This window comes from Streptomyces sp. NPDC088915, from assembly GCF_044749825.1.
Classification (GTDB): Bacteria; Actinomycetota; Actinomycetes; order Streptomycetales; family Streptomycetaceae; genus Streptomyces.
In genome coordinates this window covers 38,660-59,280 of sequence record NZ_JBIVIR010000003.1, presented here as the reverse complement: position 1 = coordinate 59,280, position 20,621 = coordinate 38,660, and the positions used below count along the sequence as shown (strand labels likewise).

Genomic DNA, 20,621 nt, shown 5'->3' with positions numbered 1-20,621 from the left:
AGGTTAACACTACCGGCTCCAACAAACATTCCCCCTCTCCCTCACCGGCAATCTCCTGTCCCGGGCGCCACCCGGCGCCCCGGTCCCGTCACCTAGGGCGCCAGCGGCAGGACGCACGCGCCGGACGCGTCGAGGTCGAGCCGGTTCGCGGCCCATCCCTCGCCCGCGAGCAGGGCGACCTTGTCGGCGGTCCCCCGCTCCGCGAGGGCGAGGACCGTGGGGCCCGCGCCGGAGACGACCGCGGGGACGCCGTCCGCGCGCAGCCGGTTCACCAGGGCGATGCTCTCGGGCATCGCGGGGGCGCGGTACTCCTGGTGCAGCCGGTCCTCGGTGGCCGCGAGCAGCAGCTCGGGGCGGCGGGTCAGGGCCTCGACGAGGAGGGCGGCGCGGCCGGCGTTGGCGGCGGCGTCCACGTGCGGGACGGTGCGCGGCAGGAGGCCGCGGGCGGTCTCGGTCAGCACGGGCTTCCCGGGGACGAAAACCACCGGAACGATGGAATCGGAGGGGTCCATCCTGATCGCCCGCGCCGCGCCGGACTCGGTCCAGGCGAGGGTGAATCCGCCGAGGAGACAGGCGGCGACGTTGTCGGGGTGGCCCTCGATCTCGGTGGCCAGCTCCAGGAGGGCGGCCTCGTCGAGCTTCGCGTCGCCGCCTATGGTCACGGCGCGGGCGGCGACGATGCCGGCGCAGATGGCGGCGGAGGAGGAGCCGAGGCCGCGTCCGTGCGGGATGCGGTTGGCGCAGACGACCTCCAGGCCGCGCGGCTGCCCGCCGAGCAGGTCGAAGGCCGTGCGCAGGGAGCGTACGAGCAGGTGGCTCTCGTCGCGCGGGAGCGTCTCGGCGCCCTCTCCGGCGATGTCGACGTGCAGCCCGGAGTCGGCGACCCGGACGACCACGTCGTCGTAGAGGCCCAGCGACAGGCCGAAGGCGTCGAAGCCCGGGCCGAGGTTGGCGCTGGTGGCGGGGACGCGCACCCGTACGGCGGCGGCGCGGAACGCTGGACCGGCCATCGCTCGATGACTCTCCTTGATTGCGACAACGGGTATTTCAACGGGTATTTCAAGAGAAGTACACCGGGACCCGGCGGGCCGTTTCGGCCACGGGGGGCGACAACGGCAACGACACCGCGCATATGCGTCGGGGCGGGTCGGTACAGCCTATCGAAGGAAGGTTCTGTGGCGACATAGGGCGCACAGGAGGCGCACGATGCGTGTCGCGGGCCAACCTGTGCCCCTCTGTGCGTTCCTGATCGGGTTTCGCTCCGTGCGCCTTCCCGTACGGGGGACGCTCCGGCGAAGGAGGCGTCCCCCGTGGGGAGGAACGGGATCAGGCCAGGCCGAGGCGCTCGGCGGCGGCCGCGGCGTCGACCGGGACGGTGACCGGCTGCGGGGCGCCGGCGACGGCCCAGTCGGGGTCCTTGAGGCCGTTGCCGGTGACGGTGCAGACGATCCGCTGGCCGGGGTCGACCTTGCCCTGCTCGGCGGCCTTCAGCAGACCGGCGACCGAGGCGGCCGAGGCGGGCTCGACGAAGACGCCCTCCTGCGCGGCCAACAGGCGGTAGGCGCGCAGGATCTCACGGTCCGTCACCTCGTCGATGAAGCCGCCCGACTCGTCGCGCGCGGCGATCGCGTAGTCCCACGAGGCCGGGTTGCCGATGCGGATCGCGGTGGCGATCGTCGACGGGTCCTTGACGACCTCGCCGCGCACGAGCGGGGCGGAACCGGAGGCCTGGAAGCCCCACATGCGCGGCCGGCGGGTGGCGAGGCCGTCCTCGGAGTACTCGCGGTACCCCTTCCAGTACGCGGTGATGTTGCCCGCGTTGCCGACCGGCAGGACGTGGATGTCGGGGGCGTCGCCCAGCATGTCCACGATCTCGAACGCGGCGGTCTTCTGGCCCTCGATGCGGACCGGGTTGACCGAATTGACCAGCGCCACCGGGTAGTTCTCGGAGAGGGCGCGGGCCAGGGTGAGGCAGTCGTCGAAGTTGCCGTCGACCTGGAGGATCTTCGCGCCGTGCACGAGGGCCTGGCCCATCTTGCCGAGCGCGATCTTGCCCCGGGGCACGAGGACGGCGGACACCATCCCGGCGCGCACCGCGTAGGCGGCGGCGGAGGCCGAGGTGTTGCCGGTGGAGGCGCAGATGACGGCCTGCGCGCCCTCCTCCTTGGCCCGGGTGATGGCCATGGTCATGCCCCGGTCCTTGAAGGAGCCGGTGGGGTTGGCGCCCTCGACCTTGAGGTGCACCTCGCAGCCCGTGCGCTCGGAGAGGATCTGAGCCGGAACGAGCGGCGTACCGCCCTCACGGAGCGTGATGACCGGCGTCGTGTCCGTGACCGGAAGGCGGTCCCGGTACTCCTCGATGATGCCGCGCCACTGGTGGGTGCCCTTGCTGGTCATGGGTCCTTACTCCCCTTCAACACGCATGATGCTGGCGACACCGCGCACGGTGTCGAGCTTGCGCAGCGCCTCGACGGTCCCGGAGAGGGCGGCGTCGGGCGCGCGGTGGGTGACGACGACGAGGGAGGCCTCGCCGCCTCCGTCCGGTCGTCCGTGCTGGCGCACGGTGTCGATGGATACGCCGTGCTCGGCGAAGACCGTCGCCACCTGGGCGAGGACGCCCGGCTTGTCGGCCACGTCGAGACTGATGTGGTACCGCGTGACGACCTCGCCCATGGAGCTGACGGGCAGCTGGGTGTACGCGGACTCCCCGGGGCCGTTGGCCTCGTTGAGCTTGTTGCGGCACACGGCGACGAGGTCGCCGAGCACGGCCGAGGCGGTCGGCGAACCGCCGGCGCCGGGGCCGTAGAACATGAGCCGCCCGGCGGCCTCCGCCTCGACGAAGACCGCGTTGTACGCCTCGCGGACGGAGGCCAGCGGATGGCTGAGCGGGATCATCGCGGGGTGCACGCGCGCGGTGACGGACCCGCCGTCGGCGGCCCGTTCGCAGATGGCGAGCAGCTTGACGGTGCAGCCCATCTCCTTGGCGGAGGCGAAGTCGGCGGCGGTGACCTCGGTCATGCCCTCGCGGTAGACGTCGTCGAGGCGCACGCGCGTGTGGAAGGCGATCCCGGCGAGGATGGCGGCCTTGGCGGCGGCGTCGAAGCCCTCGACGTCGGCGGTCGGGTCGGCCTCGGCGTACCCGAGGGCGGTGGCCTCGTCGAGCGCCTCGGAGTAGCCGGCGCCGGAGGTGTCCATCTTGTCGAGGATGAAGTTCGTCGTGCCGTTGACGATGCCCATCACCCGGTTGATCTTGTCGCCGGCGAGGGACTCGCGCAGCGGCCGGACCAGCGGGATGGCGCCGGCGACGGCGGCCTCGTAGTACAGGTCCTGCCCGTGCCGCCCGGCGGCCTCGTGGAGGGCCGCGCCGTCCTGGGCGAGCAGCGCCTTGTTGGCGGAGACGACGGAGGCGCCGTGCTCGAAGGCGGTGGTGATGAGGGTGCGGGCCGGCTCGACGCCGCCGATGACCTCGACGACCACGTCGACGTCCCCCCGTTTGACCAGGGCGGTGGCGTCGGTGGTGACCAGCTCCGGGGCGATGCCCTCGCGGACCTTGTCGGGCCGGCGGACCGCCACGCCGGCGAGCTCGACCGGGGCGCCGATGCGCGCGGCGAGGTCGTCGGCGTGCGTCGTCATGATGCGCGCCACCTCTGAGCCGACCACTCCACAGCCCAGCAGCGCCACCTTCAGCGGACGCGTACGCATCATCCGACCTCGTTTCTCGTCCTGCTTCGTATTTCTACGGTCGTGTTTCCGGAGTCCCTACGGTGAGGACCAGTCTCACTCACCGGACGGGGGATTCCGCCCCTCGTCCGGATCGTGAGACATGGATTCCATCACCCGACTATTTCATCACCCGACGTCCAGACGCAGGAGATCTTCCTCCGTCTCGCGGCGGACGATGACGCGCGCCTCGCCGTCGCGGACGGCGACGACGGGCGGGCGGAGCGCGTGGTTGTAGTTGCTGGCCATGGAGCGGCAGTACGCGCCGGTGGCCGGCACGGCGAGGAGGTCGCCGGGCGCCAGGTCGGAGGGCAGGAAGGCGTCCCGCACGACGATGTCGCCGCTCTCGCAGTGCTTGCCGACGACGCGGGAGAGCATCGGCTCGGCGTCGCTGGTCCGCGAGACCAGGCTGACGCTGTACTCGGCGTCGTACAGGGCGGTGCGGATGTTGTCCGACATGCCGCCGTCGACGCTCACGTACGTCCGCAGTCCGTCGAGCGGCTTGATCGTGCCGACCCGGTAGAGGGTGAAGGCGGTGGGCCCGACGACGGCGCGCCCGGGCTCGACGGAGATGCGGGGGGTCCGCAGCCCGGCGGCCTCGCACTCCCTGCCCACGATCTCGTTCAGGGCCTTGGCGATCTCGTGCGGCTCGCGCGGGTCGTCGTCGGAGGTGTACGCGATGCCGAGGCCGCCGCCGAGGTCGATCTCGGGCAGTTCGACGCCGTGCTCGTCGCGCACCTCGGCGAGGAGCTGGACGACGCGGCGGGCGGAGACCTCGAAGCCGGCCATGTCGAAGATCTGCGAGCCGATGTGCGAGTGGATGCCGACGAGTTCGAGCCCGTCGAGCTTGAGCGCCCGGCGTACGGCCTCGGCGGCCTGCCCGCCGGCGAGCGCGATGCCGAACTTCTGGTCCTCGTGGGCGGTGGCGATGAACTCGTGCGTGTGGGCCTCGACGCCGACGGTCACGCGGATCTGCACGCGCTGGCGCCTGCCGAGGGACTGGGCGACGTGGGCGACGCGGACGATCTCCTGGAAGGAGTCGAGCACGATCCGCCCGACGCCGGCGCCGACGGCCTTCTCGATCTCCTCCTCGCTCTTGTTGTTGCCGTGGAAGGCGATGCGCTCGGCGGGCATGCCGGCGGAGAGGGCGGTGGTGAGCTCGCCGCCGGAGCACACGTCGAGGTGGAGCCCCTCCTCCCGGAGCCAGCGCACGACGGCCCGGGAGAGGAAGGCCTTCCCGGCGTAGAAGACGTCGGCGTCCGGCCCGAAGGCCTCGGCCCAGGCTCGGCAGCGGGCGCGGAAGTCGTCCTCGTCGAGGAAGTAGGCGGGGGTGCCGAACTCCTCGGCGAGGTCGGTCACGGCGATCCCGCCGACGGTGGCGACCCCGCGCTCGTCCCGCGCGACGGTCCGGGACCACACCTTGGGGTCGAGGGCGTTGAGGTCGCTGGGCGGGGCGGAGTAGTGGCCCTCGGGGAGGACGTCGGCGTGGCGGGGCCCTGCGGGGTGGGCGGAACGGCTCATGTCTGCGTCTGCTCTTTCAGATCCGATCGGGTGCGCTGATGCCGAGCACGGAGAGGCCACCGGCGAGCACCGTCCCGGCGGCTTCGGCGAGCGCGAGCCGGGAGCGGTGGGCGGCCGAGGGTTTCTCGTCGCCGAGGGGCAGGACGGTGTGCTGGAACGCGAGCAAGGCGTCGGCGACGGCTTCGAGGTGCCGGGCGACCCGGTCGGGGGCGCGGTGGCGGGCGGCGGAGAGGAGCGCGAGGGGGTGGTCGCGGAGGAGTCCGGGGAGTACGGGGTCGTCGCACTCCCCCTGTTCGGGGGAGAACCCGAGCTGCCGGGCGTTGACGAGCAGCCGGCGGGTGCGGGAGTACGCGTACTGGACGCGGAAGAGCGGGTTGCGCTCGTGGGGGACGAGGAGGGGGGCGGGGTCGAGGGGCCGGTCGTGGGGGGCGGCCCGCAGGAGGGCCCACCGGACGACGTCGCTCCCGAGGTCGTACGTCCCGGGATGCACGTGGACCCGCTCGCCACCGTCCACTCCGACCTCGACATCGGCGCCCTGGGAACGCAACAGCCGGCCGAGGGTCTCGACCACGAGGACGGCACGGGCCTCACCGACCCCGGCGAAGCGGACGACGTTCCCGGCGAGGGCGGCGCCGTGCCCGTACGACGTCCCGGCGGCCAGGACCTCCCGTACGAGATCGGCGTCGGCGTCACTCCGCAGGGTGAAGTTCAGGAACCCGGGCCCGGTGATCTCGACGGCCCGGAGCCCGGGAACGCCGCGGAGCCGCTCTTCGAGGATCCCGGCGACGTCGAGGGGGCTGCGCCCGGCGGGCCGGGCGAGGGCGAGCGCGATGTTGCTGGCGTACTCCCCCGCTCCCCCGGGCCGGGCCCGCTCGATCTTCGCCCGGGAGGGCACGTCGACCCGCAGAGCACCGTCGTCGACCGCGCGGCGCACGGCGTGCAGCACGGTGAGGGAGAGGTCCGCGGGGGTCACGGGACAAGCGTAGGGGAGGAGGGGGGTACCGACGCGAACCGGTTTCGCCATACGGGCAACGGGGTGGGGACGCGGGCCGCGCCCCGGGGAGGGGATCAGTCGGAGCGGGACTCGCCGAACCCTTCGACGGCGCCGTCGAGAAGACCGTCACGGACGCCGTCGCGGGCACCGTCATGGCCTCCGTCCCGGCCCCCTTCCCGAAGCCCGTCGTGGACGCCGTCGTGGCCGCCGTCCCGGAGGCCGTCCTGGGGCGCATCGCCCGCGGCGGCCGACCTGGCTCCGCGGACCACGGCCGGTTCCTCTCCGGCGTCCGGCCCGGCCGCGTCGGGACGCTCCCGCCGCTCGCGGCGCATCAGCTGCCGCACGAGACGGACGAGCTCGGCGGGCTCGAAGGGCTTGGCGAGGAAGGCGTCGACACCGGGGGCGGCCCCGTCGGCGACCTCGCCGCAGGCGCTGATGATGGCGACCGGCAGGTCCCGGGTCCGGGGATCGGCCCGCAGCCGCTCGGCCGTCCTGATCCCGTCGAGACGGGGCATGACGACGTCGAGGGTGACGACATCGGGCCGAACCCGATGCACGACATCCAGACACTCGGCACCATCGGCCGCGGTCACGACCTCGAACCCCTCGAGTTCGAGATTGACCCTGATCAACTGCCGGATCACCTTGTTGTCGTCGACAACGAGCACCCGGCCGGACGCGCCTGACACACGAACGAGAGTAGGCCGCCCCCGACGACCGCGTCCGGCTTTTTCCCACTTCTGACCCGTGCGGGGGACACGGCCCCCGGTGACACCCCGGAAATACCTGTTCACAGGCACGCCCCGGGAGCTGGTAGGGTTCTACCCGTCGCCGCCGAACGCGGCGGACGCCCCCGTAGCTCAGGGGATAGAGCAACGGCCTCCGGAGCCGTGTGCGCAGGTTCGAATCCTGCCGGGGGCACTTCGTAGGAAGTGCCGAAAGACCCCGTGACCAGCGGAAACGCTGAGCGCGGGGTCTTGTTGCATGTGCAGGCGTGTGCCGCACTGAGCCGCCGTATGTCGGGGCCCGTGGACTATTCGTGGACAGATTCTTGGGGCATCGGCGCAGGTCAACCCCGGGAGCGACGAGGGCTCATGGGGACGAGCGTCAGCGCCGGCAGATAGCGTCTCTCGCGAACCTCGGGTGGGGAGTGCCATGAGCTGGGATGTTCTACTGCTGCCGCTACCTGCGGGCCTCGCATCGATCGAGGATCTCCCCGCCGATCACGAGCCACCTCCCATCGGCAGCCGGTCCAGCGTTCACAAGGCATTCAGGTCAGCCGCTGGCGACGTCGATCTCACCGATCCCACCTGGGGCGAGTTGCTCGGCCCTACCTGGGTGATCGAAATCGGCATCGGCGAAGGCGACCCCGTCGAGTCGGTCATGCTCCATGTCCGGGGCGGGGAGAACGACGTGCTCCCCGTGATCTTCCACATCTCCCGAACCCTCGGCTGTCGCCCCTTCGACTGCTCGACCGGCGAACTGCTCAAGGACGACGCCTCCGCCAGCTGGGCAGACTTCCAGGCCTTTCGAGACAGGGCGATCGCGTCTGACCCACTGGACAGACCCCAGCCAGGTATCGACCTCAGCAACACGGTCTTCAGGCAACCGCATTGAACGACGAAGGCCCCTGGACAGGTCCAGGGGCCACAAAGCCTAGCGATCAGGGACTCTCACTCGTACTCGCGCAGCAGGTCCTCGATGCGCCGGTTCGCCACTTCCTGACGGCCGTCGAGGCACTTCGCGTACCGGCTCAACAGCACCTCCACACTGTTGCCCGCTCGCTCGGCGACCTCAGTGGCATCCACGCCCGCGTTCAGCCATGTCGAGAGTGCAGAGTGCCGCAGGTCGTAAGGACGCCGGGCAAGCGGTGAGGCGACCACAGCCGGCGGGAGCGCAAGCTCTCGGGCCTCCTGCCATGCCCGGTAGTACGTCGAGGAGGAGACCACTCCTCCGTTCTCGCTGAAGAACAGGCGCCCGTCCTCGGCCGTCCCGAACGTCTCGATGTGCTCCCGGAAGACAGCCACGAGCTGAGGCGGGATCGGCACCCGGCGGACGTCCTCGGTCGGGCGATTCTTCAAGCCGCGGTCGTCATGGCTCTCCCCTGTGTCGGTCCACTGCTTCCCGACGCTCGGGCGAGTCCGGTGTAGCAGTGCGGAGCCCCACCCGGAGTCGGGCAGTGAGAGATCCGGCTCCGCCAGGCCCACAGCTTCGGCAGGCCGGAACCCTCCGAAGTACATGCCGGCGAACAGGCCGACCAGGCGTCGGCCCCGGGCACGTCGGTATCCGCCGATGTACGAGACCGCGTGGAGGAGGGACCGAGCCTGCTCAGGGTTGGCGACGACCCTCGGGTCCACCTCGCTGGACACCTTGGGCTTCTGCCAGCGAACCGCGGCGAGCGGGTTCTCGGGGAACTCCCCCAGGTCAACGGCGTAGTGCACAGCGTTGACGAGGGTCCGGCGCTTTCGGCGTACCGTCTCAGCAGCGGCCGCCGTGCCGTCCAACTTGAGCTTGATCGAGTCGAGGACCGCGCGCCCGATCACCGGGTCGGCAAGGTCGGAGAGCGGGCGAGAAGCCTTCGCCACCCAGTGGAGCGCATTGCCAATCTCGGTCGGCAGTTCGCGGTCGTCGGGCCCCGGGAGGACGAATGCCCAGTTCCTCAGCGCCCTACGGAGCAGCTCATCAGACGGGCGCCCTGGACGATCATCGAGAAGAGCCGTCGTAACCGAGGTCAGCGATTCGTTGATCCCGTCGCGCGTGTTCGGCGCTGCATGCGGCCACTTCATCGCCAGATACTTCAGTGCGAAGGCATACCAGCTCAGAGCAGATTTCTTCTCCTCCATGGAGCCCGGAAGGCCGGACTCGGTGTCGAATTCCTCTCCATCGCGAGCTGCCCGCATCAGCTTGGAGCGGTAGTTGTCCGCGAGGGCTTTCGTCCGAAAGGACTGAGGGAAGACCTTGCCGGCCACCGCCCAGCGCACGTCATAGGACGGCTTCTTGGTGTTCCGCTTACGAACACTCCAGATCTTGACGTCAAGCGACTTCACGCGGCAGCCCCTTCCAGCGCCCGGAGCCAGGCAGAGAAGTCCGAGCGCCACACCCGCAGCTCGCCATTCGGCAGCTTGAATGCCGCCGGTCCCTGCCCCAGCTCACGCCAGCGGTAGAAGGTCCGGCGCGACACTCCGCCCAGCTCGGTAAGGATCTGCGGCACGGTCATCAACTCGTCCTTCACAGCAGCTCATCCCCCTGGGCTTCGAGTTCGGTGCGGATCTCGCGGGCGTGTTCGCGGTTGTGCTGGAGGTCGCGGCGGATGTTGGCGGCGAGCCAGGATTCGCCGGGGGTGTGGCCGTGTCCGGCGTAGGTCCAGTGGGCGACGGTGAGGACGGTCGCTTCCGGGTGTTCGTCGGGGTCGGGGAGGCCGAGGGTGGTGCGTTGCTGTTGGGCGCGGTAGTCGGCGCGGACCTGTCGGAGGGCGCCGAGGGTGGTGGAGTAGCGGCGGGATTTGGTGGAGAAGTGGCCGCGGAAGCCGAGCATGTGGGCCCAGTTGCGTAAGCGGCGGTCGGGGTAGGCGGCGTGGAGGTCGAGGCAGGCCTCCATCAGCCGCCGGGGGTGCTCAGGGACGTCGAGGAGCAGCAGGGCTTCTTTGTTGCCGACGGGGTGGTCGGTGGTGCCGGTGGTCTCGGCGGCTTTGGTGGCGTACTTGGCGACGTAGGCGGCGACGGCCTGTTCGGTGAGGTCCTCGCCCTGGCCGAAGGCGGCGATGGGCTGGATGTCGAGCTGGGTGCCCCAGGTGAGGGTGAGGTCCTGGCCGACGCCATGGGCGGGTGCGGCGGGGACGACGACGCGGACGCGGGTGGCGGCGGCGCGGATGGCGTCCTCGAGGAGGCTGAGGGTGGCCCAGGCCGGGGGCGGGGTGTCGGGTCCTTTGGGGCCGTCGAAGCGGATGACGGCGTGGAAGTGCACGGCGCCGCGTTTCTGGTACTCGGCGACCTTGCCGAAGGAGACGCGGGACTGTTCGCGGGCGGCTTTCTGCGTGAGGCCGGCGCGGGCGGCGATCTCGCGTCGGAGGTAGATCGTGAAGTAGCGCCACAGGTCGGAGGCGTGGTTGTTCCACAACACCGCCCCCGCGTAGTCGTAGCTGTCAGGGTCGAGCGGGGTGCCCAGCTCCGGGGCGTCCTCCGGGTGGCGGGTGCCGCAGCGGCAGGGCCGGTTACCGGGCCGGTTGTGCACCGGGCCGAAGGACGGCGCGGTCAGGGTGGCGAAGACCCGGGGGTGGTCCCGGATCGTCTCCGGGGTGCCCTTGTCGGGGGCGCCGGTGAGTCCGGCGCGGATGAGGTGGTAGGTGTCCCCCGCATAGGTCCAGGCGCAGGCCGGGCAGCGGGAGGCCCGCCGGTTGCCGCACGCGACCCGCAGCACCCCGCCAGGTTCGGCGTCGGTGGTGTAGGCGTGCAGCACGGTGCGGGTGGCGGGGTCGAGGAGTTTGGTGCCGCCGGTCAGACGGATGGGGTTGGTGCAGCCGCCGGTGCGGCGGAGTTGTTCGGTGAGGCGGTCGAAGCCGGGAGACCCGGCCACCTTGAGCAGGTCGCTCAGGGTGGCCGGGTCCAGGCCCGCCGCAAGGGCGGAATCGTTCACCAGCGCCGCCCCTTCTTCGGGGTGCTGGCGGAGGCGGCGACGGGCCCCGTGAGGTCCTTGGAGGGTCGGCCCCATGAGCCCTTGCGGGGCTGCTTGTCCTCGGGGCGATGGGCGTCGTGTTCGTTGTGCGCGGCGGTCAGCTGTCCGACCGGGTCCCAGTCATCGAGGGGAGTGCGCCGAAAGGGAATCCTCATGCCGACACCTCCGCCGGGGAGACGCGGAACGTGACGCGGGTGCTGGTGCCCTTGCAGGTGGGGCAGGTGGCGGCCAGGGTGCGGCGCTGCCCGTCGGGGGTGCGGGTGCCGGTGGTGATGTGGACGACGGGGAAGCCGTCGCAGTGGGAGCAGACGCGCGGGGGCAGGCTGGTCTGGGACATGATGGGTTTTCCCTTTCGGGTCTGGTGGATCTGGAGGGGGTTGAAGGCGCCCGGGGCGGCGGTTCTTTGGCGAGAGAGCCGTCCCGGGGGCCGCTCAGTGTGTGTTGCGCCTGCCGTGGCCCTTGGCCGCGTACATCGCCTTGTCGGCGGCGGACAGGGCGTCGGTGAGGGTGGGGACCGGCAGTTGTCCGGGGTAGGCGCAGCCGACCGAGGCGGAGACCGGCAGGACGTGCCCGTGGTGGGTGACCGGGCTATCCAGCGCGGACCAGAGGGCGAGAAGGCCGGCGGTGCGGTCGGGGTGGGCGACGATGGCGGCGAACTCATCCCCACCGAGCCGGGCCGCGATCCCGGACCGCCCGCACCAGTCGCTCAGCCGCTGGGCCGTGGCGGTGAGAACGGTGTCTCCGGCGGCGTGGCCGTGGGTGTCGTTGACGGCCTTGAAGTCGTCCAGGTCGACCAGGAGCACCAGCGCGCCGGGGTGCTGGGCGATGAGGCGTTCGGCGCGGGCGGTCCATCCGGCCCGGGTGTGCAGCCCGGTCAGCGGGTCGCGGCGAGCGGTGGCCAGACGGCGCGCAAGCAGCCCGCCGTGCAGGGCCCAGCCCAGGGCCGGTAAGCCCGCAGCCGCCATGGTGTAGGTATCCATGGGAGTGTCACCGGCCCTTCTGCATGTCGCGGACCAGCAGCCGCAGCACGACCGCGATCAGTGCGACGGAGACGCCGGTGATGGCGACCGCCAGGAGCATCGAGACCAGGACCGTGCCGACGACCAGGACGACCGCGCCGCCGCCGGCCGCGAGGGCGAGCGCACTGCCCGGGGTGAGCTGAACCGTCGTACGAGCCGGAACAAGCGGGGCGGGGGCGGCCGGGGCGGGTGCCGGGTGGTTGAGGGAGTTGGGGGTGCCGGTCGGGAGCGGGTTGACCGGGATGCGGGGCTGGAGCATGGCGGGTCTCCCTACTTGATGGTGGTGTCGATGACGGGGGCGAGGAGGCTGTCGGCCAGGAGGTAGCCGCCGAGGAGGATTACGGCGACGAGCCACCAGGGCGGGCGGATGAGCTTGATGCCGAGTCCGCCGACGACGAGCAGGGCGAGCCAGAGCGGAACAGTCATGGCACGGGTCTCCTTGTCAGCGGGCGGTACAGCGGTGGGTGCGGGCGGCGAGTTCGGCGGCGGCGCGGGTGTTGTAGTCGGCGGAGAAGTCGCAGCGCGGGGCGGTGCACACGGCCGTGTGCTTGGTGCGGCCCCGGCCGTCGCGGTGGGTGCCGACCTGGACCGGGCCGATGCGGGTGACGTCGTAGAAGCGATTCGGACGCACGGGAGGAATTTCCTTTCTGTTCAGGCGAGTTGGAGGGCGATGGAGTCCGCGAAGGCGGGCGGGAGGCCGTGGCGGGTGCGGAGGGTTTCCGCGTCGATCGGCTCACCGGTCTGGGCCCGGTGGGCGTCCGCGATCTTCTGCGCGTGCGCGAGGAGCGCGGGCGGCACCGGGACGGCGGGTGCCGAGGGGACAGGCTCCGGCTGGGCTTCGACGGGGGCGGGTTCGGCCGACGGGAGCTCCGGTACCGGTTGCTGAGCAGGTTCCGGAGCGCGTTCTACGACCAGCTCGGTCACGGGCTCTTCCGGCGCGGCGGGTTCGGGCTCCGGGACGGGAGCGGGTTCGGGTTCTGGTTCGGGGTGGGGTGCGTGGGCGAGGAGGGTGCCGCCGAGGAAGGCCAGGGCGGGCCATCCGGCGACGAGGATGCGCAGCCAGGCCGGGACGTCGGTCATATCGAGCAGTCCGGCAGTGGCGACGTTGGCGCCCAGCGAGGCGACCAGGGCGATGGCGAACCACAGCCAGGCGTCACGGTTGCCGCCGTCCTTGCGCATCCGGCGCCACGCGGCGACCAGCAGCAGGTCGACGGAGACCGGGTAGGCCCAGGCCTTCCAACCGTCCTGTCCGGCAGCGGCCGCCAGGTCGTGCAGGTGGGCGAAGGACAGGGCCCCGGCGATGACGGCCTGGACCAGCACGGCGTCGAAGCGGAGAGTGCGGAACATGAGGGGGTCCACCTCCTTTCGGGCATGGATCGGGTAGGGACCTGGCGTGAGACGGTCACGCCACCGAGGTAGAGAGAGGAGCCGCTAGGGGGTTGCCGGGGACGGCTTGATCAGCGGGACAGACACCGGGGCGCCAACGTGGACCGGGACGGCGGGCCGGTAGGGGGTGAGGGCGGGCAAGTCCGGGGTGAGGTGGGCGTGCGTGGCGCAGATCGCGGCCGCTTCGGCGGCGGTGAGCTGGGGGGTGCGGATGCGGGACCAGCCGCCGGAGGTGTCCCCGGCGACCGCGATGCCGGGCCGGTCCGGGGGGGATCGTGAGCACGGTGACGACGGCGTCGGGGGCGATGTCGCCGACGCCCATTTCGGCGGTCTGCTTGTCGTTGACCCGGTGCACGGTCCGGCCGGTGAGCTGGGCCCGCAGGGCGGTGGCGCCCTTGCCGAGGTCGGAGCCGAAGCGCTGCCCGCACACCTCCAGGAAGATGCCGGCCGCACGGGCCATCTGGCCCAGGCGGATGAGCTGGGTGACCATGCGGTCCCGACGTTCCTCGTCCTTCTTCGTGGCGACGAGGAACAGTTCCGCGACCTCGTCGACCAGGACCACCACCGGGGCGGGGCGGACGTCTTTGGGCAGGGCCCAGATGTCACCGGCCCCGTAGGCGCTGAGGAGGTCGAAGCGCTCTTCCATCTCCCCCACCAGCACCTCCAGGAGGCGGTCGGCCTCTTCGGGGATGGTGGCCAAGGCGGACAGCCGGGCTGCATAGCCGCGGTGCTCGACGCCGCGCTTGCAGTCGATCCCGACCAGGGCGACCGGCAGGCGGGCGAGACCGGCGATGAGGTTGCGCTGATACATCGACTTGCCCGACTGATTCGCCCCCAGCGTCAGCGCGTGGGGAACCTTGAGGTAGTCGCGGACGAAGGCGGTGCCGTCCTCCCGTAGCGCGACCGGAACCGACATCGGTCCGGGAAGACTCTGGCGCGGCATCCGCACCCGGCGAAGGACGTCGTAGCCAGTCATCCGCAGCTCCACGAAGCCGGGCTTGACCGTCACCACGGTGACCGCGTGGACACCCCAGGCGTGCCGCAGCCGCTCGGAGGCCGCCATCACATCGGCGGGCTCCAGACCGGCCGGAAGGCGCAGCGTGACCCGCAGGCCGGTCAGGCTGCCCCGGATCCGGCGGACCTTCGGCGGAACCGGCTGGACATCGGCACGGCGGGCGACGTTGCGAACGAGGAAGGCGCGGAAGCGGGACGGCTGCACCGTCAGCCCGCACACGTCCATCGTGGACCGGTAGGTGACCGCGAACCGCGTGGTCGCCACCGGCAGACCCACCAGCGACCAGAACACCCGCGGCGCCCGGGCCTTGGCGTATCCGAGAGCGCCGGCGGTTCCGGCGAGCGGGAGACCGACCTCCCATAACGTCGACAGGTCCGTCATGGTCAGGCGCCCATCGGGGTGACCGCGACGGCGCGGAACGAGATGCCGTGGCGGGCCTGGCCGTTGATCGTGTTCTCCCAGTCCCGGGCCTTGAGCCCGATCACCGACACCGGCATACCCGGCATCAGGCCGTCGGGGAGACCGGTCTCCGGGACCGCCACCTGGTAGAGGTTGCCCTCTCCCTCGTCCGAGATCAGCAGGCCCACGACCGAGAGCCCGGCACCGGTCTCGTGGTCCATGGCACGCTCACCGGTCTGCTTGTTCTTGAGCTTCGGCGTGGGAGCCGTGGCCACGAACACCACGGCGGTCGACGTGTCCACCTTGAACGACGGCATGGTCTCTCCTTCAGAGAAGACAGCAGGAAGCTGGATGACCAACTTGGCTAACCCGGTTGGTCACATCTCGAAGGTAGAAGAGATGGCTAGCCATGTCAACGACATGACTGCCATGACTGTCCTGACCTAGGCCGCTCGCCTACCATCAGCTCATGACCTTTGTCCCCGAGCCCCTTGACCCAGACGACGACCGAGCGCCCTACGAGCAGGTCGCCAGCAGCCTCGGAGCCGCCATCCGCACACGTCGATTGGGCCCCGGCGAGAAGCTCCCGTCCCACAAGGAACTGACGGAGCTGTACGGGTTCGCGCGGGCGACGATCCAGCGCGCGTTGCGTGACCTCGAGGACGAAGGGCTCGTCGTCTCCCGCAAGGGCAGCGGCGTCTACGTGCGCAACCGAACAGAAAGGCCGGCGGGGCTACGGCCGTACGTTGAGCAGGCCTTCGCCAAGGACCACGTCACCATCGACTTCGCGGGGTTCTCTAGCGAGACCCTGCACGGTGCCCTTCAGGAGCCGCTCGACAAGATCCGGATCGGCAGGCTCACGCCGTCGAGCATCACCATGCGGATACTCGTCCCAGACATGTCGGTGCCGCAGGCCGCACCCGTACGCATGGAAGACGGAGCCGACGACAAGCGGCTTCGCGACCGCATGCACGACATCATGGTTGGCTACACCCGCAGCATCCGGGACGCCATCACCGAGCTCGGGCACCTCGGCCTGGTCGCCGAGACCAGGATCAGCGTCCGCGTCCACAGCGGCACGCAGTTCTTCAAGCTCTACGTGATCAACAACGAAGACGCGTTCTTCGGGTACTACCCGATCCGCCCGAATAAGGTCGTCGCCCAAGGCGAGACGATCGAGATCTACGACCTCGTGGGCAAGGACACCGTCCTCTTCCACCACTCGATCAACGACGGTGAAACGTCCGGCGGAGCCCAGCAGGTCCAGCAAGCCCAGATGTGGTTCGACAGCGTCTGGGAGACCATCGGAAGGGACTTCGACCTTGACGCACGCTGACCTGCTTATCGAGACCCTGGCGAATGCTCGTGTTGTCCTCTTCGACTTCGACGGCCCCGTGTGCGACGTGTTCGCGGGACTGCCGGCACCCGGGGTTGCACGAGATCTGACCGCGCTCCTCTCCGCCCGGGATGAAGCCGCGGGCGCGAAGGCCGCCCAGACCGACGATCCGATCGAGGTCCTCCGCATCGCGCACGAAGCCGACACCGAACTGGGCCAGCGGATCGAGCAGGCTCTGACGGCCGCCGAGGTACGAGCCGTCGCGGTGGCCGGACAGCCGATTCCTGGAGCGACGGAAGCCCTCCAGGCAGCACGCGTGGCCGGTCGAGGAGTGGCGGTGGTGAGCAACAACTCCGCCGAGTGCGTACAGGCCTTCCTCGAGCTCCACGGTCTGGAGGAGTACGTCACGGAGATCGTGGGCCGTCCCTCTGAACAGCCCCACCTCATGAAGCCGAACCCGTTCCCGCTCATCACAGCGGCCGAGCGGATGCACATCGACGTCACAAGCTGCACCCTGATTGGCGACTCACTCACCGATATCCAGGCGGCTCATGCGGCTGGCGCAACGGTCATCGGCTACGCCAACAAGCCCCACAAGGCAGACCTCTTCAATGAGGCCCAAGCCGACGTCGTCACCGAGCGCATGCAGGACATTGCCGAGGCCCTCACAGCGGAGTAGCCAGGGAGCGGCAGGGAGCTGTTACAAGTTTCTCTACCTCATCAAGGCACCCGGCTGCGCTCCGCTCCGCCGGGCGCGCTTCCCGGCTCTGGCTGCGCCCGCGCTCCTGCCTTCGGCCCGCTCGTCGCTGCCGCCGCCGACGCGCGCCCGCAGTGGATAGGCCCGAGGGCATGAGACGAGAACCAAGCCCACGGCTTCAAGATGATGCCTCCGGCGGGGGCGCTCAGACTCCGGGATGGGAGGAGCGCCGTTCGCGAGTGCCGGCCGGAGCGTGGCGAGCGTCGTGGGGTTCCCATCCCGACCACCTTCGACCCAGGCAAAGCCGAGCAGCCGCGGCCCAGGGCGTCAAGGTCGTTCGTACAGTGGCGCGCTCCACCTTGACGCCCTGAACCACGCCCGCTCCACGGTGTGTGGGTCGAAGGCGGACGGGATGGGAACCGGGGTGAGTGGCGGGTGCAGATTGCGGTGTCTATGAAGGCTTAGGCTTGGCTGCCACTGGCAACAGCCCAACCTCTTCAAGATCGAGAACAGAGAGAAGTGGGGCTGCGATGCCCACCTTCACAGCAGACTGGTGGATCGCTTCCCGCAGGTAGGGGCGCGCTACCGGAGTCGCGATGACTGAGGCGAACCGCTTAGCAACGGTTGCTGGAATGCTGACGGGCTCCGGCGTCCTGAAGACCGCGGCCACGTCTGCGACCATCCGGCCCTCCGAGGTCACGACCACGGCCCGCATGCGGACAGCAAGCTGATTCCCCTCCACCCGCTGCATGAGCTGGATCTCTGCCTTGTCGTCGCTTCGTTCCTCATCGGAGTCGTCACGAAGCCCGTCGAACCCATCGATCCTGCGTGCACTCACCTCGTAGTAGACGATGTCAACAAGCTTGGCGAGTTGCTGCAGTTCCTCTAGCGATGACACCTCTCGCAACGACGACTCAGCGCTCACGCAGCACCACGTCGGCCACCAGCCACCGGGACTGTCTCAGCGCTCTGTGCCAGCGGCTCCCAGCTGTCTGTGCTTACTGCCGGTTCGTCGACAACGTGTGGCCTGATAGCCACAGCCATCCCTACCGCTCGGGCGTACCGCAACAGAGTGGACAGCCGAGGGTCTCCCCCAAGCCGCTCCAGATCGGAGACAGCAGACTGAGTCGTCTCCATGGTCTGCGCTACCTGCTTCTGGGTGATGCGGCACGCTTTACGATGCTTCACCAGGGTCTCCACGAGCATCATGACCGCGTCAACGTCACTGGCGGCAGCGCTCGTCTGCGCGTCGTCGAGGTCAAGACCAAGCAGCCCTGCAAGGTGCTCGTCCATAGCACTCCTTCCCTGACTGCCGAGTATCGCTCAGGACCGATATCACTTCAACGGCTACGTCGCGCCTCCGTCACTGCTTGGCCTGTTTTGCCACTCGGATAGCCGTTTGCGTGCCGTGTCGATATCGACCGGGTCCGTCTTCGCCCCCTGCGTGGACTTTTTGTTTACGAACCTGAGCGCGAGGAGCACCGGGCTCTCGCCGTCGACCAAGCTGTAGAAGAGCCTGAAGATCCGCTCCCCGCAGTTCAGCCTCAGCTCCCACAACCCCTCCCCGAGGAACTTGCGATCTTTAGGTAGCAGCTCCTCGTTGGCTGCGCGCTCCATGATCTTGCCCAGGCGTAGGCGTTCATGCTGTTTGAGCTGGCACTTAGCCATCTCCTTCTGGACGACATCGGCGTCCAGCGCTGACCGGTAGAACTGCCATATCTTGGCCATCCACCCCCGCCTCCCGCACCTCACGCGGCGTTGACCTTACCGCGCGAACCTCGGTCGTAACAGAGGGTAAACCGACGCCTTGTGTTCGCCGCTGACTGTTGCTTGGAGTGGACAGGCACAACGTGAACACTCGCGTGCGTTGCTTGGGGCGGAAGGATCGTCCGCCACTCCGGTGCGTCCTTGGAGCCGAAGGCGGTGTCAGAGCTGGGTTCTACGATCCCTCCTATGCGAAGAGGAGCGATCACGCGAGAGTCTGTGCTCAAGGCCCTGGCGGAGCACGATGAGTTGGGGCGTGACGCCTTCCTGGCGAAGTACGGTTTCGGGGAGGCGCGGTCCTACGTCTTGGTTCACGGCGGTCAGGAGTATGACTCCAAGGCCGTCGCCGGGGTGGCCCACAAGTGGGATCAGGGGCGGACCCTCACTCGGGACGAGTTCAGCGGCGGCAAGGATCACGCCGCGGCATGGCTCAAGCGGGTGGGCTTCCAGGTCAAGGCGATCAAGAATCCGGATTGGGCTCGCGACGAGATCATCCTTGCCTGTCAGCTGGTGATGGAGAACGGCTGGAAGGGTCTGGACGCCGGAGACAGCCGGGTAGTGGAGCTGTCCGCCCTGCTTCAGCTGCTTCCCATCCACGCTGAGGCGGACCGCAACGAGAAGTTCCGCAATCCCAACGGCGTCGCTCGTAAGACGTTCGACATTGCTACTCGGCACCCGGAGTACCAGGGGAAGCCCACCAACGGCGGCGCACTGGATGTTGCAGTGTTGCGCGAGTTCCTTGCCCGGCCGCAGGAGATGACCGAGGCCGCGGGGCTGATCCGGCAGGGCATCGCGACCGGTGACTTGCAGTCCTTCGTGCCGGCCGAGGAAGAGGAGTTCGGCGACGACTTCAGCGCGCCCGAGGGGCGGCTGCTCATGCGCTGGCACAGGGCGCGCGAACGAGACAGGGGCCTGCGCAAGAAGAAGATCGCTTCTGTTCTTCAGCGTGGCGGGCAGCTCGCTTGCGAGGCTTGCGGCTTCGACTTCGAGAAGGTCTACGGGGACCGCGGAGCCGGGTACATCGAGTGCCATCACGTCCTGCCCCTGCACGTAGCTGGGGAGAGCCGCACCAAGCTCAGCGATCTCGCCCTCATCTGCGCCAACTGTCACCGCATGATCCACCGGCAGGCACCATGGCCGACTCCTGAGGAGCTGCGTGCCTCGATTGAGCAGAAGCATGCAAACGACAGGCGTGCTGCCGCGGCTTTGTCGCGACCGCGCAGGGCGGCCGACGAGCAGATGCCGAACCCGTGAGCTGACATCCACTCCTGACATCAACGTCGTTGCACAACGGCAGACCTGGAGAGCCCTGGACGGCAACCGCGGACGAGCCCGCCAGGGCGCGTAGGCGGCTCCGGCCGAACTCCTAAAGCGGGAGTCAGGCCTGAGCTAAGAGATGTGGTGGCCCGCCGTCAGCTCTGGGTCAGCCGAGCAGCGCGAGCCAAGGCCTCTACGAACCGGAGATCTCTTGCGGTGGAGAAGGTAGTGAGCCCCAGACAGTAGGTCGTTCCCTCTGACGTCTTCAGCGTGATCTCCTTCCCATCCAGCTCTGCGGAGACGAGGTGCACCAGGGGGATGCGGACGTCGTCGAGCCCGCTCCGATGTACGACAACACCACGCTCGTCAGCTGCTAGCCAACCTTCTGCAATCTTCCGACGCGGTGCGATTAGTGGGCCGAGTGGGGCTCTCTCAGTAAGAGTTGCGGGTGTGCCGGCGGCAGCGCGGCTCAGCTTCGGACGTGTCCCCGTGGAAGAGGAGTAGGAGACGCCGCGGGCGAGGCGCACCGTCGTGGTACGGCGGCCGCGACTGTTAAGGGTGACTCGTCCGGCCCTGCCTCCGACACTCAGGCTGCTCGACTTATTGCCGAGACGGATTCGGACGCCAGGTGCGATCTTGAACGACTTGTTGATGCGTAGTCCCATACAACCCCCCCAGACCGTGGGGTATCAGGCTAGCCTGGCTGCCGACGATTCGGGCCTCTTGGTTGAGATCGGCAAGGACCAGGGCCGGCGCTGGGCCGTGTAAGGGTGCCCCGGCCGACCGATGGCGACCGACAGTGACAGACGGCCTTCAGCCCACAGCGGTGAAACCCCAGGTCA

Annotated in this window: 25 protein-coding genes, 1 tRNA gene and 1 pseudogene; 5 read left to right on the top strand and 22 right to left on the bottom strand. The window is 69.5% G+C overall.

Features of this window, described 5'->3' with window-relative positions; all coding sequences use genetic code 11:
• Nucleotides 1-92: 92 nt before the first annotated feature.
• From thrB to ACIP5O_RS06890, 6 genes are all read right to left on the bottom strand, one after another.
• The gene (gene thrB, locus ACIP5O_RS06915) at nt 93-1,010 is read right to left on the bottom strand and encodes a homoserine kinase (protein ID WP_356542716.1); all 918 of its coding nucleotides are present in this window, start codon (nt 1,008-1,010) and stop codon (nt 93-95) included.
• Between the two features lie 316 nt (nt 1,011-1,326).
• Nucleotides 1,327-2,397 (bottom strand): threonine synthase, encoded by a 1,071-nt coding sequence (gene thrC, locus ACIP5O_RS06910; RefSeq protein WP_401289497.1) that lies wholly within the window; start codon nt 2,395-2,397, stop codon nt 1,327-1,329.
• A gap of 6 nt (nt 2,398-2,403) precedes the next feature.
• Nucleotides 2,404-3,705, bottom strand: coding sequence for a homoserine dehydrogenase (locus ACIP5O_RS06905; protein ID WP_356542712.1), 1,302 nt, complete (start codon nt 3,703-3,705; stop codon nt 2,404-2,406).
• Nucleotides 3,706-3,849: 144 nt separating this feature from the next.
• Nucleotides 3,850-5,241, bottom strand: coding sequence for a diaminopimelate decarboxylase (gene lysA, locus ACIP5O_RS06900; protein WP_401289494.1), 1,392 nt, complete (start codon nt 5,239-5,241; stop codon nt 3,850-3,852).
• 16 nt (nt 5,242-5,257) lie between these two features.
• A complete protein-coding gene (gene nrtL, locus ACIP5O_RS06895; protein WP_401289492.1) occupies nt 5,258-6,214 on the bottom strand; it encodes an ArgS-related anticodon-binding protein NrtL in 957 nt (318 codons plus the stop codon).
• 95 nt (nt 6,215-6,309) lie between these two features.
• Entirely contained in the window at nt 6,310-6,924 is a 615-nt protein-coding gene (locus ACIP5O_RS06890; protein WP_401289489.1) for a response regulator, read from the bottom strand.
• 160 nt (nt 6,925-7,084) lie between these two features.
• Here ACIP5O_RS06890 and ACIP5O_RS06885 point away from each other — a divergent pair.
• Both ACIP5O_RS06885 and ACIP5O_RS06880 read left to right on the top strand, forming a co-directional pair.
• Nucleotides 7,085-7,156: transfer RNA gene (locus ACIP5O_RS06885), tRNA-Arg, on the top strand.
• Nucleotides 7,157-7,390: 234 nt separating this feature from the next.
• Nucleotides 7,391-7,852, top strand: coding sequence for a hypothetical protein (locus ACIP5O_RS06880; RefSeq protein ID WP_401289486.1), 462 nt, complete (start codon nt 7,391-7,393; stop codon nt 7,850-7,852).
• Between the two features lie 56 nt (nt 7,853-7,908).
• On the opposite strand, the gene ACIP5O_RS06875 is transcribed toward ACIP5O_RS06880, so the two are convergent.
• The 12 genes and pseudogenes from ACIP5O_RS06875 to ACIP5O_RS06820 all read right to left on the bottom strand — a co-directional run bounded on the left by ACIP5O_RS06875 (nt 7,909) and on the right by ACIP5O_RS06820 (nt 15,042).
• A complete protein-coding gene (locus ACIP5O_RS06875) occupies nt 7,909-9,282 on the bottom strand; it encodes a tyrosine-type recombinase/integrase (RefSeq protein ID WP_401289484.1) in 1,374 nt (457 codons plus the stop codon).
• Complete coding sequence (locus tag ACIP5O_RS06870; RefSeq protein WP_401290165.1) at nt 9,279-9,452, bottom strand: helix-turn-helix transcriptional regulator; 174 nt, start codon at nt 9,450-9,452, stop codon at nt 9,279-9,281. Before ACIP5O_RS06870 ends, ACIP5O_RS06875 begins: the two co-directional genes overlap by 4 nt.
• An 11-nt stretch (nt 9,453-9,463) precedes the next feature.
• On the bottom strand, nt 9,464-10,867 hold the full coding sequence (gene repSA / locus ACIP5O_RS06865; RefSeq protein ID WP_401289482.1) for a replication initiator protein RepSA: 1,404 nt from the start codon (nt 10,865-10,867) through the stop codon (nt 9,464-9,466).
• A complete protein-coding gene (locus ACIP5O_RS06860) occupies nt 10,864-11,061 on the bottom strand; it encodes a hypothetical protein (RefSeq protein WP_401289479.1) in 198 nt (65 codons plus the stop codon). Before ACIP5O_RS06860 ends, repSA begins: the two co-directional genes overlap by 4 nt.
• The gene (locus tag ACIP5O_RS06855; protein WP_401289476.1) at nt 11,058-11,243 is read right to left on the bottom strand and encodes a hypothetical protein; all 186 of its coding nucleotides are present in this window, start codon (nt 11,241-11,243) and stop codon (nt 11,058-11,060) included. Before ACIP5O_RS06855 ends, ACIP5O_RS06860 begins: the two co-directional genes overlap by 4 nt.
• 94 nt (nt 11,244-11,337) lie before the next feature.
• Nucleotides 11,338-11,886: a GGDEF domain-containing protein gene (locus ACIP5O_RS06850; RefSeq protein ID WP_401289474.1), complete on the bottom strand. Its 549-nt coding sequence runs from the start codon at nt 11,884-11,886 to the stop codon at nt 11,338-11,340.
• Nucleotides 11,887-11,893: 7 nt separating this feature from the next.
• Nucleotides 11,894-12,184: a SpdD-like protein gene (locus ACIP5O_RS06845; protein ID WP_401289471.1), complete on the bottom strand. Its 291-nt coding sequence runs from the start codon at nt 12,182-12,184 to the stop codon at nt 11,894-11,896.
• A gap of 11 nt (nt 12,185-12,195) precedes the next feature.
• On the bottom strand, nt 12,196-12,351 hold the full coding sequence (locus ACIP5O_RS06840) for a hypothetical protein (RefSeq protein ID WP_389664482.1): 156 nt from the start codon (nt 12,349-12,351) through the stop codon (nt 12,196-12,198).
• A 16-nt stretch (nt 12,352-12,367) separates the two neighbouring features.
• Nucleotides 12,368-12,556: a mobile element transfer protein gene (locus ACIP5O_RS06835; RefSeq protein ID WP_381423349.1), complete on the bottom strand. Its 189-nt coding sequence runs from the start codon at nt 12,554-12,556 to the stop codon at nt 12,368-12,370.
• 20 nt (nt 12,557-12,576) lie between these two features.
• Nucleotides 12,577-13,272, bottom strand: coding sequence for a DUF2637 domain-containing protein (locus ACIP5O_RS06830; protein ID WP_401289466.1), 696 nt, complete (start codon nt 13,270-13,272; stop codon nt 12,577-12,579).
• Nucleotides 13,273-13,356: 84 nt separating this feature from the next.
• Nucleotides 13,357-14,707 (bottom strand): annotated as a pseudogene (locus ACIP5O_RS06825) (FtsK/SpoIIIE domain-containing protein).
• Between the two features lie 2 nt (nt 14,708-14,709).
• Nucleotides 14,710-15,042: a hypothetical protein gene (locus tag ACIP5O_RS06820; RefSeq protein WP_401289464.1), complete on the bottom strand. Its 333-nt coding sequence runs from the start codon at nt 15,040-15,042 to the stop codon at nt 14,710-14,712.
• 152 nt (nt 15,043-15,194) lie between these two features.
• Here ACIP5O_RS06820 and ACIP5O_RS06815 point away from each other — a divergent pair, with 152 nt between their 5' ends.
• Both ACIP5O_RS06815 and ACIP5O_RS06810 read left to right on the top strand, forming a co-directional pair.
• A complete protein-coding gene (locus ACIP5O_RS06815; RefSeq protein WP_109185030.1) occupies nt 15,195-16,061 on the top strand; it encodes a GntR family transcriptional regulator in 867 nt (288 codons plus the stop codon).
• On the top strand, nt 16,048-16,740 hold the full coding sequence (locus tag ACIP5O_RS06810) for an HAD family hydrolase (protein WP_401289462.1): 693 nt from the start codon (nt 16,048-16,050) through the stop codon (nt 16,738-16,740). The genes ACIP5O_RS06815 and ACIP5O_RS06810 overlap by 14 nt, the downstream gene beginning before the upstream one ends.
• Nucleotides 16,741-17,209: 469 nt before the next feature.
• Here the strand turns inward: ACIP5O_RS06810 and ACIP5O_RS06805 are convergent, their stop codons facing one another.
• Genes ACIP5O_RS06805 through ACIP5O_RS06795 form a run of 3 tightly spaced genes read right to left on the bottom strand, consistent with a single transcriptional unit; the run spans nt 17,210 to nt 18,486 of the window.
• Entirely contained in the window at nt 17,210-17,683 is a 474-nt protein-coding gene (locus ACIP5O_RS06805) for a hypothetical protein (protein WP_401289459.1), read from the bottom strand.
• On the bottom strand, nt 17,680-18,051 hold the full coding sequence (locus ACIP5O_RS06800; protein ID WP_303260980.1) for a helix-turn-helix domain-containing protein: 372 nt from the start codon (nt 18,049-18,051) through the stop codon (nt 17,680-17,682). The genes ACIP5O_RS06805 and ACIP5O_RS06800 overlap by 4 nt, the downstream gene beginning before the upstream one ends.
• Before the next feature lie 54 nt (nt 18,052-18,105).
• On the bottom strand, nt 18,106-18,486 hold the full coding sequence (locus tag ACIP5O_RS06795; protein ID WP_303260981.1) for a type II toxin-antitoxin system RelE/ParE family toxin: 381 nt from the start codon (nt 18,484-18,486) through the stop codon (nt 18,106-18,108).
• Nucleotides 18,487-18,711: 225 nt separating this feature from the next.
• Here ACIP5O_RS06795 and ACIP5O_RS06790 point away from each other — a divergent pair, with 225 nt between their 5' ends.
• Nucleotides 18,712-19,776, top strand: a complete 1,065-nt coding sequence (locus tag ACIP5O_RS06790) for an HNH endonuclease (protein WP_401289457.1) — start codon at nt 18,712-18,714, stop codon at nt 19,774-19,776.
• 158 nt (nt 19,777-19,934) lie between these two features.
• On the opposite strand, the gene ACIP5O_RS06785 is transcribed toward ACIP5O_RS06790, so the two are convergent.
• Nucleotides 19,935-20,444 carry a DUF4236 domain-containing protein gene (locus ACIP5O_RS06785; protein ID WP_401289455.1) on the bottom strand — a complete coding sequence of 170 codons (510 nt, stop codon included), beginning with the start codon at nt 20,442-20,444 and terminating at the stop codon, nt 19,935-19,937.
• Nucleotides 20,445-20,621 lie beyond the last annotated feature (177 nt).

Bases quoted from the DNA above. Each gene is read 5' to 3' on its own strand.
- ACIP5O_RS06830 (WP_401289466.1), bottom strand. From the start codon at position 13,272: ATGTTCCGCACTCTCCGCTTCGACGCCGTGCTGGTCCAGGCCGTCATC.
- ACIP5O_RS06790 (WP_401289457.1), top strand. From the start codon at position 18,712: ATGCGAAGAGGAGCGATCACGCGAGAGTCTGTGCTCAAGGCCCTGGCG.
- ACIP5O_RS06905 (WP_356542712.1), bottom strand. From the start codon at position 3,705: ATGATGCGTACGCGTCCGCTGAAGGTGGCGCTGCTGGGCTGTGGAGTG.
- ACIP5O_RS06820 (WP_401289464.1), bottom strand. From the start codon at position 15,042: ATGCCGTCGTTCAAGGTGGACACGTCGACCGCCGTGGTGTTCGTGGCC.
- lysA (WP_401289494.1), bottom strand. From the start codon at position 5,241: ATGAGCCGTTCCGCCCACCCCGCAGGGCCCCGCCACGCCGACGTCCTC.
- thrC (WP_401289497.1), bottom strand. From the start codon at position 2,397: ATGACCAGCAAGGGCACCCACCAGTGGCGCGGCATCATCGAGGAGTAC.
- ACIP5O_RS06840 (WP_389664482.1), bottom strand. From the start codon at position 12,351: ATGACTGTTCCGCTCTGGCTCGCCCTGCTCGTCGTCGGCGGACTCGGC.
- ACIP5O_RS06785 (WP_401289455.1), bottom strand. From the start codon at position 20,444: ATGGGACTACGCATCAACAAGTCGTTCAAGATCGCACCTGGCGTCCGA.
- ACIP5O_RS06860 (WP_401289479.1), bottom strand. From the start codon at position 11,061: ATGAGGATTCCCTTTCGGCGCACTCCCCTCGATGACTGGGACCCGGTC.
- ACIP5O_RS06795 (WP_303260981.1), bottom strand. From the start codon at position 18,486: ATGGCCAAGATATGGCAGTTCTACCGGTCAGCGCTGGACGCCGATGTC.
- ACIP5O_RS06815 (WP_109185030.1), top strand. From the start codon at position 15,195: ATGACCTTTGTCCCCGAGCCCCTTGACCCAGACGACGACCGAGCGCCC.
- thrB (WP_356542716.1), bottom strand. From the start codon at position 1,010: ATGGCCGGTCCAGCGTTCCGCGCCGCCGCCGTACGGGTGCGCGTCCCC.
- ACIP5O_RS06850 (WP_401289474.1), bottom strand. From the start codon at position 11,886: ATGGATACCTACACCATGGCGGCTGCGGGCTTACCGGCCCTGGGCTGG.
- ACIP5O_RS06870 (WP_401290165.1), bottom strand. From the start codon at position 9,452: ATGACCGTGCCGCAGATCCTTACCGAGCTGGGCGGAGTGTCGCGCCGG.
- ACIP5O_RS06845 (WP_401289471.1), bottom strand. From the start codon at position 12,184: ATGCTCCAGCCCCGCATCCCGGTCAACCCGCTCCCGACCGGCACCCCC.
- ACIP5O_RS06800 (WP_303260980.1), bottom strand. From the start codon at position 18,051: ATGGACGAGCACCTTGCAGGGCTGCTTGGTCTTGACCTCGACGACGCG.
- ACIP5O_RS06855 (WP_401289476.1), bottom strand. From the start codon at position 11,243: ATGTCCCAGACCAGCCTGCCCCCGCGCGTCTGCTCCCACTGCGACGGC.
- ACIP5O_RS06880 (WP_401289486.1), top strand. From the start codon at position 7,391: ATGAGCTGGGATGTTCTACTGCTGCCGCTACCTGCGGGCCTCGCATCG.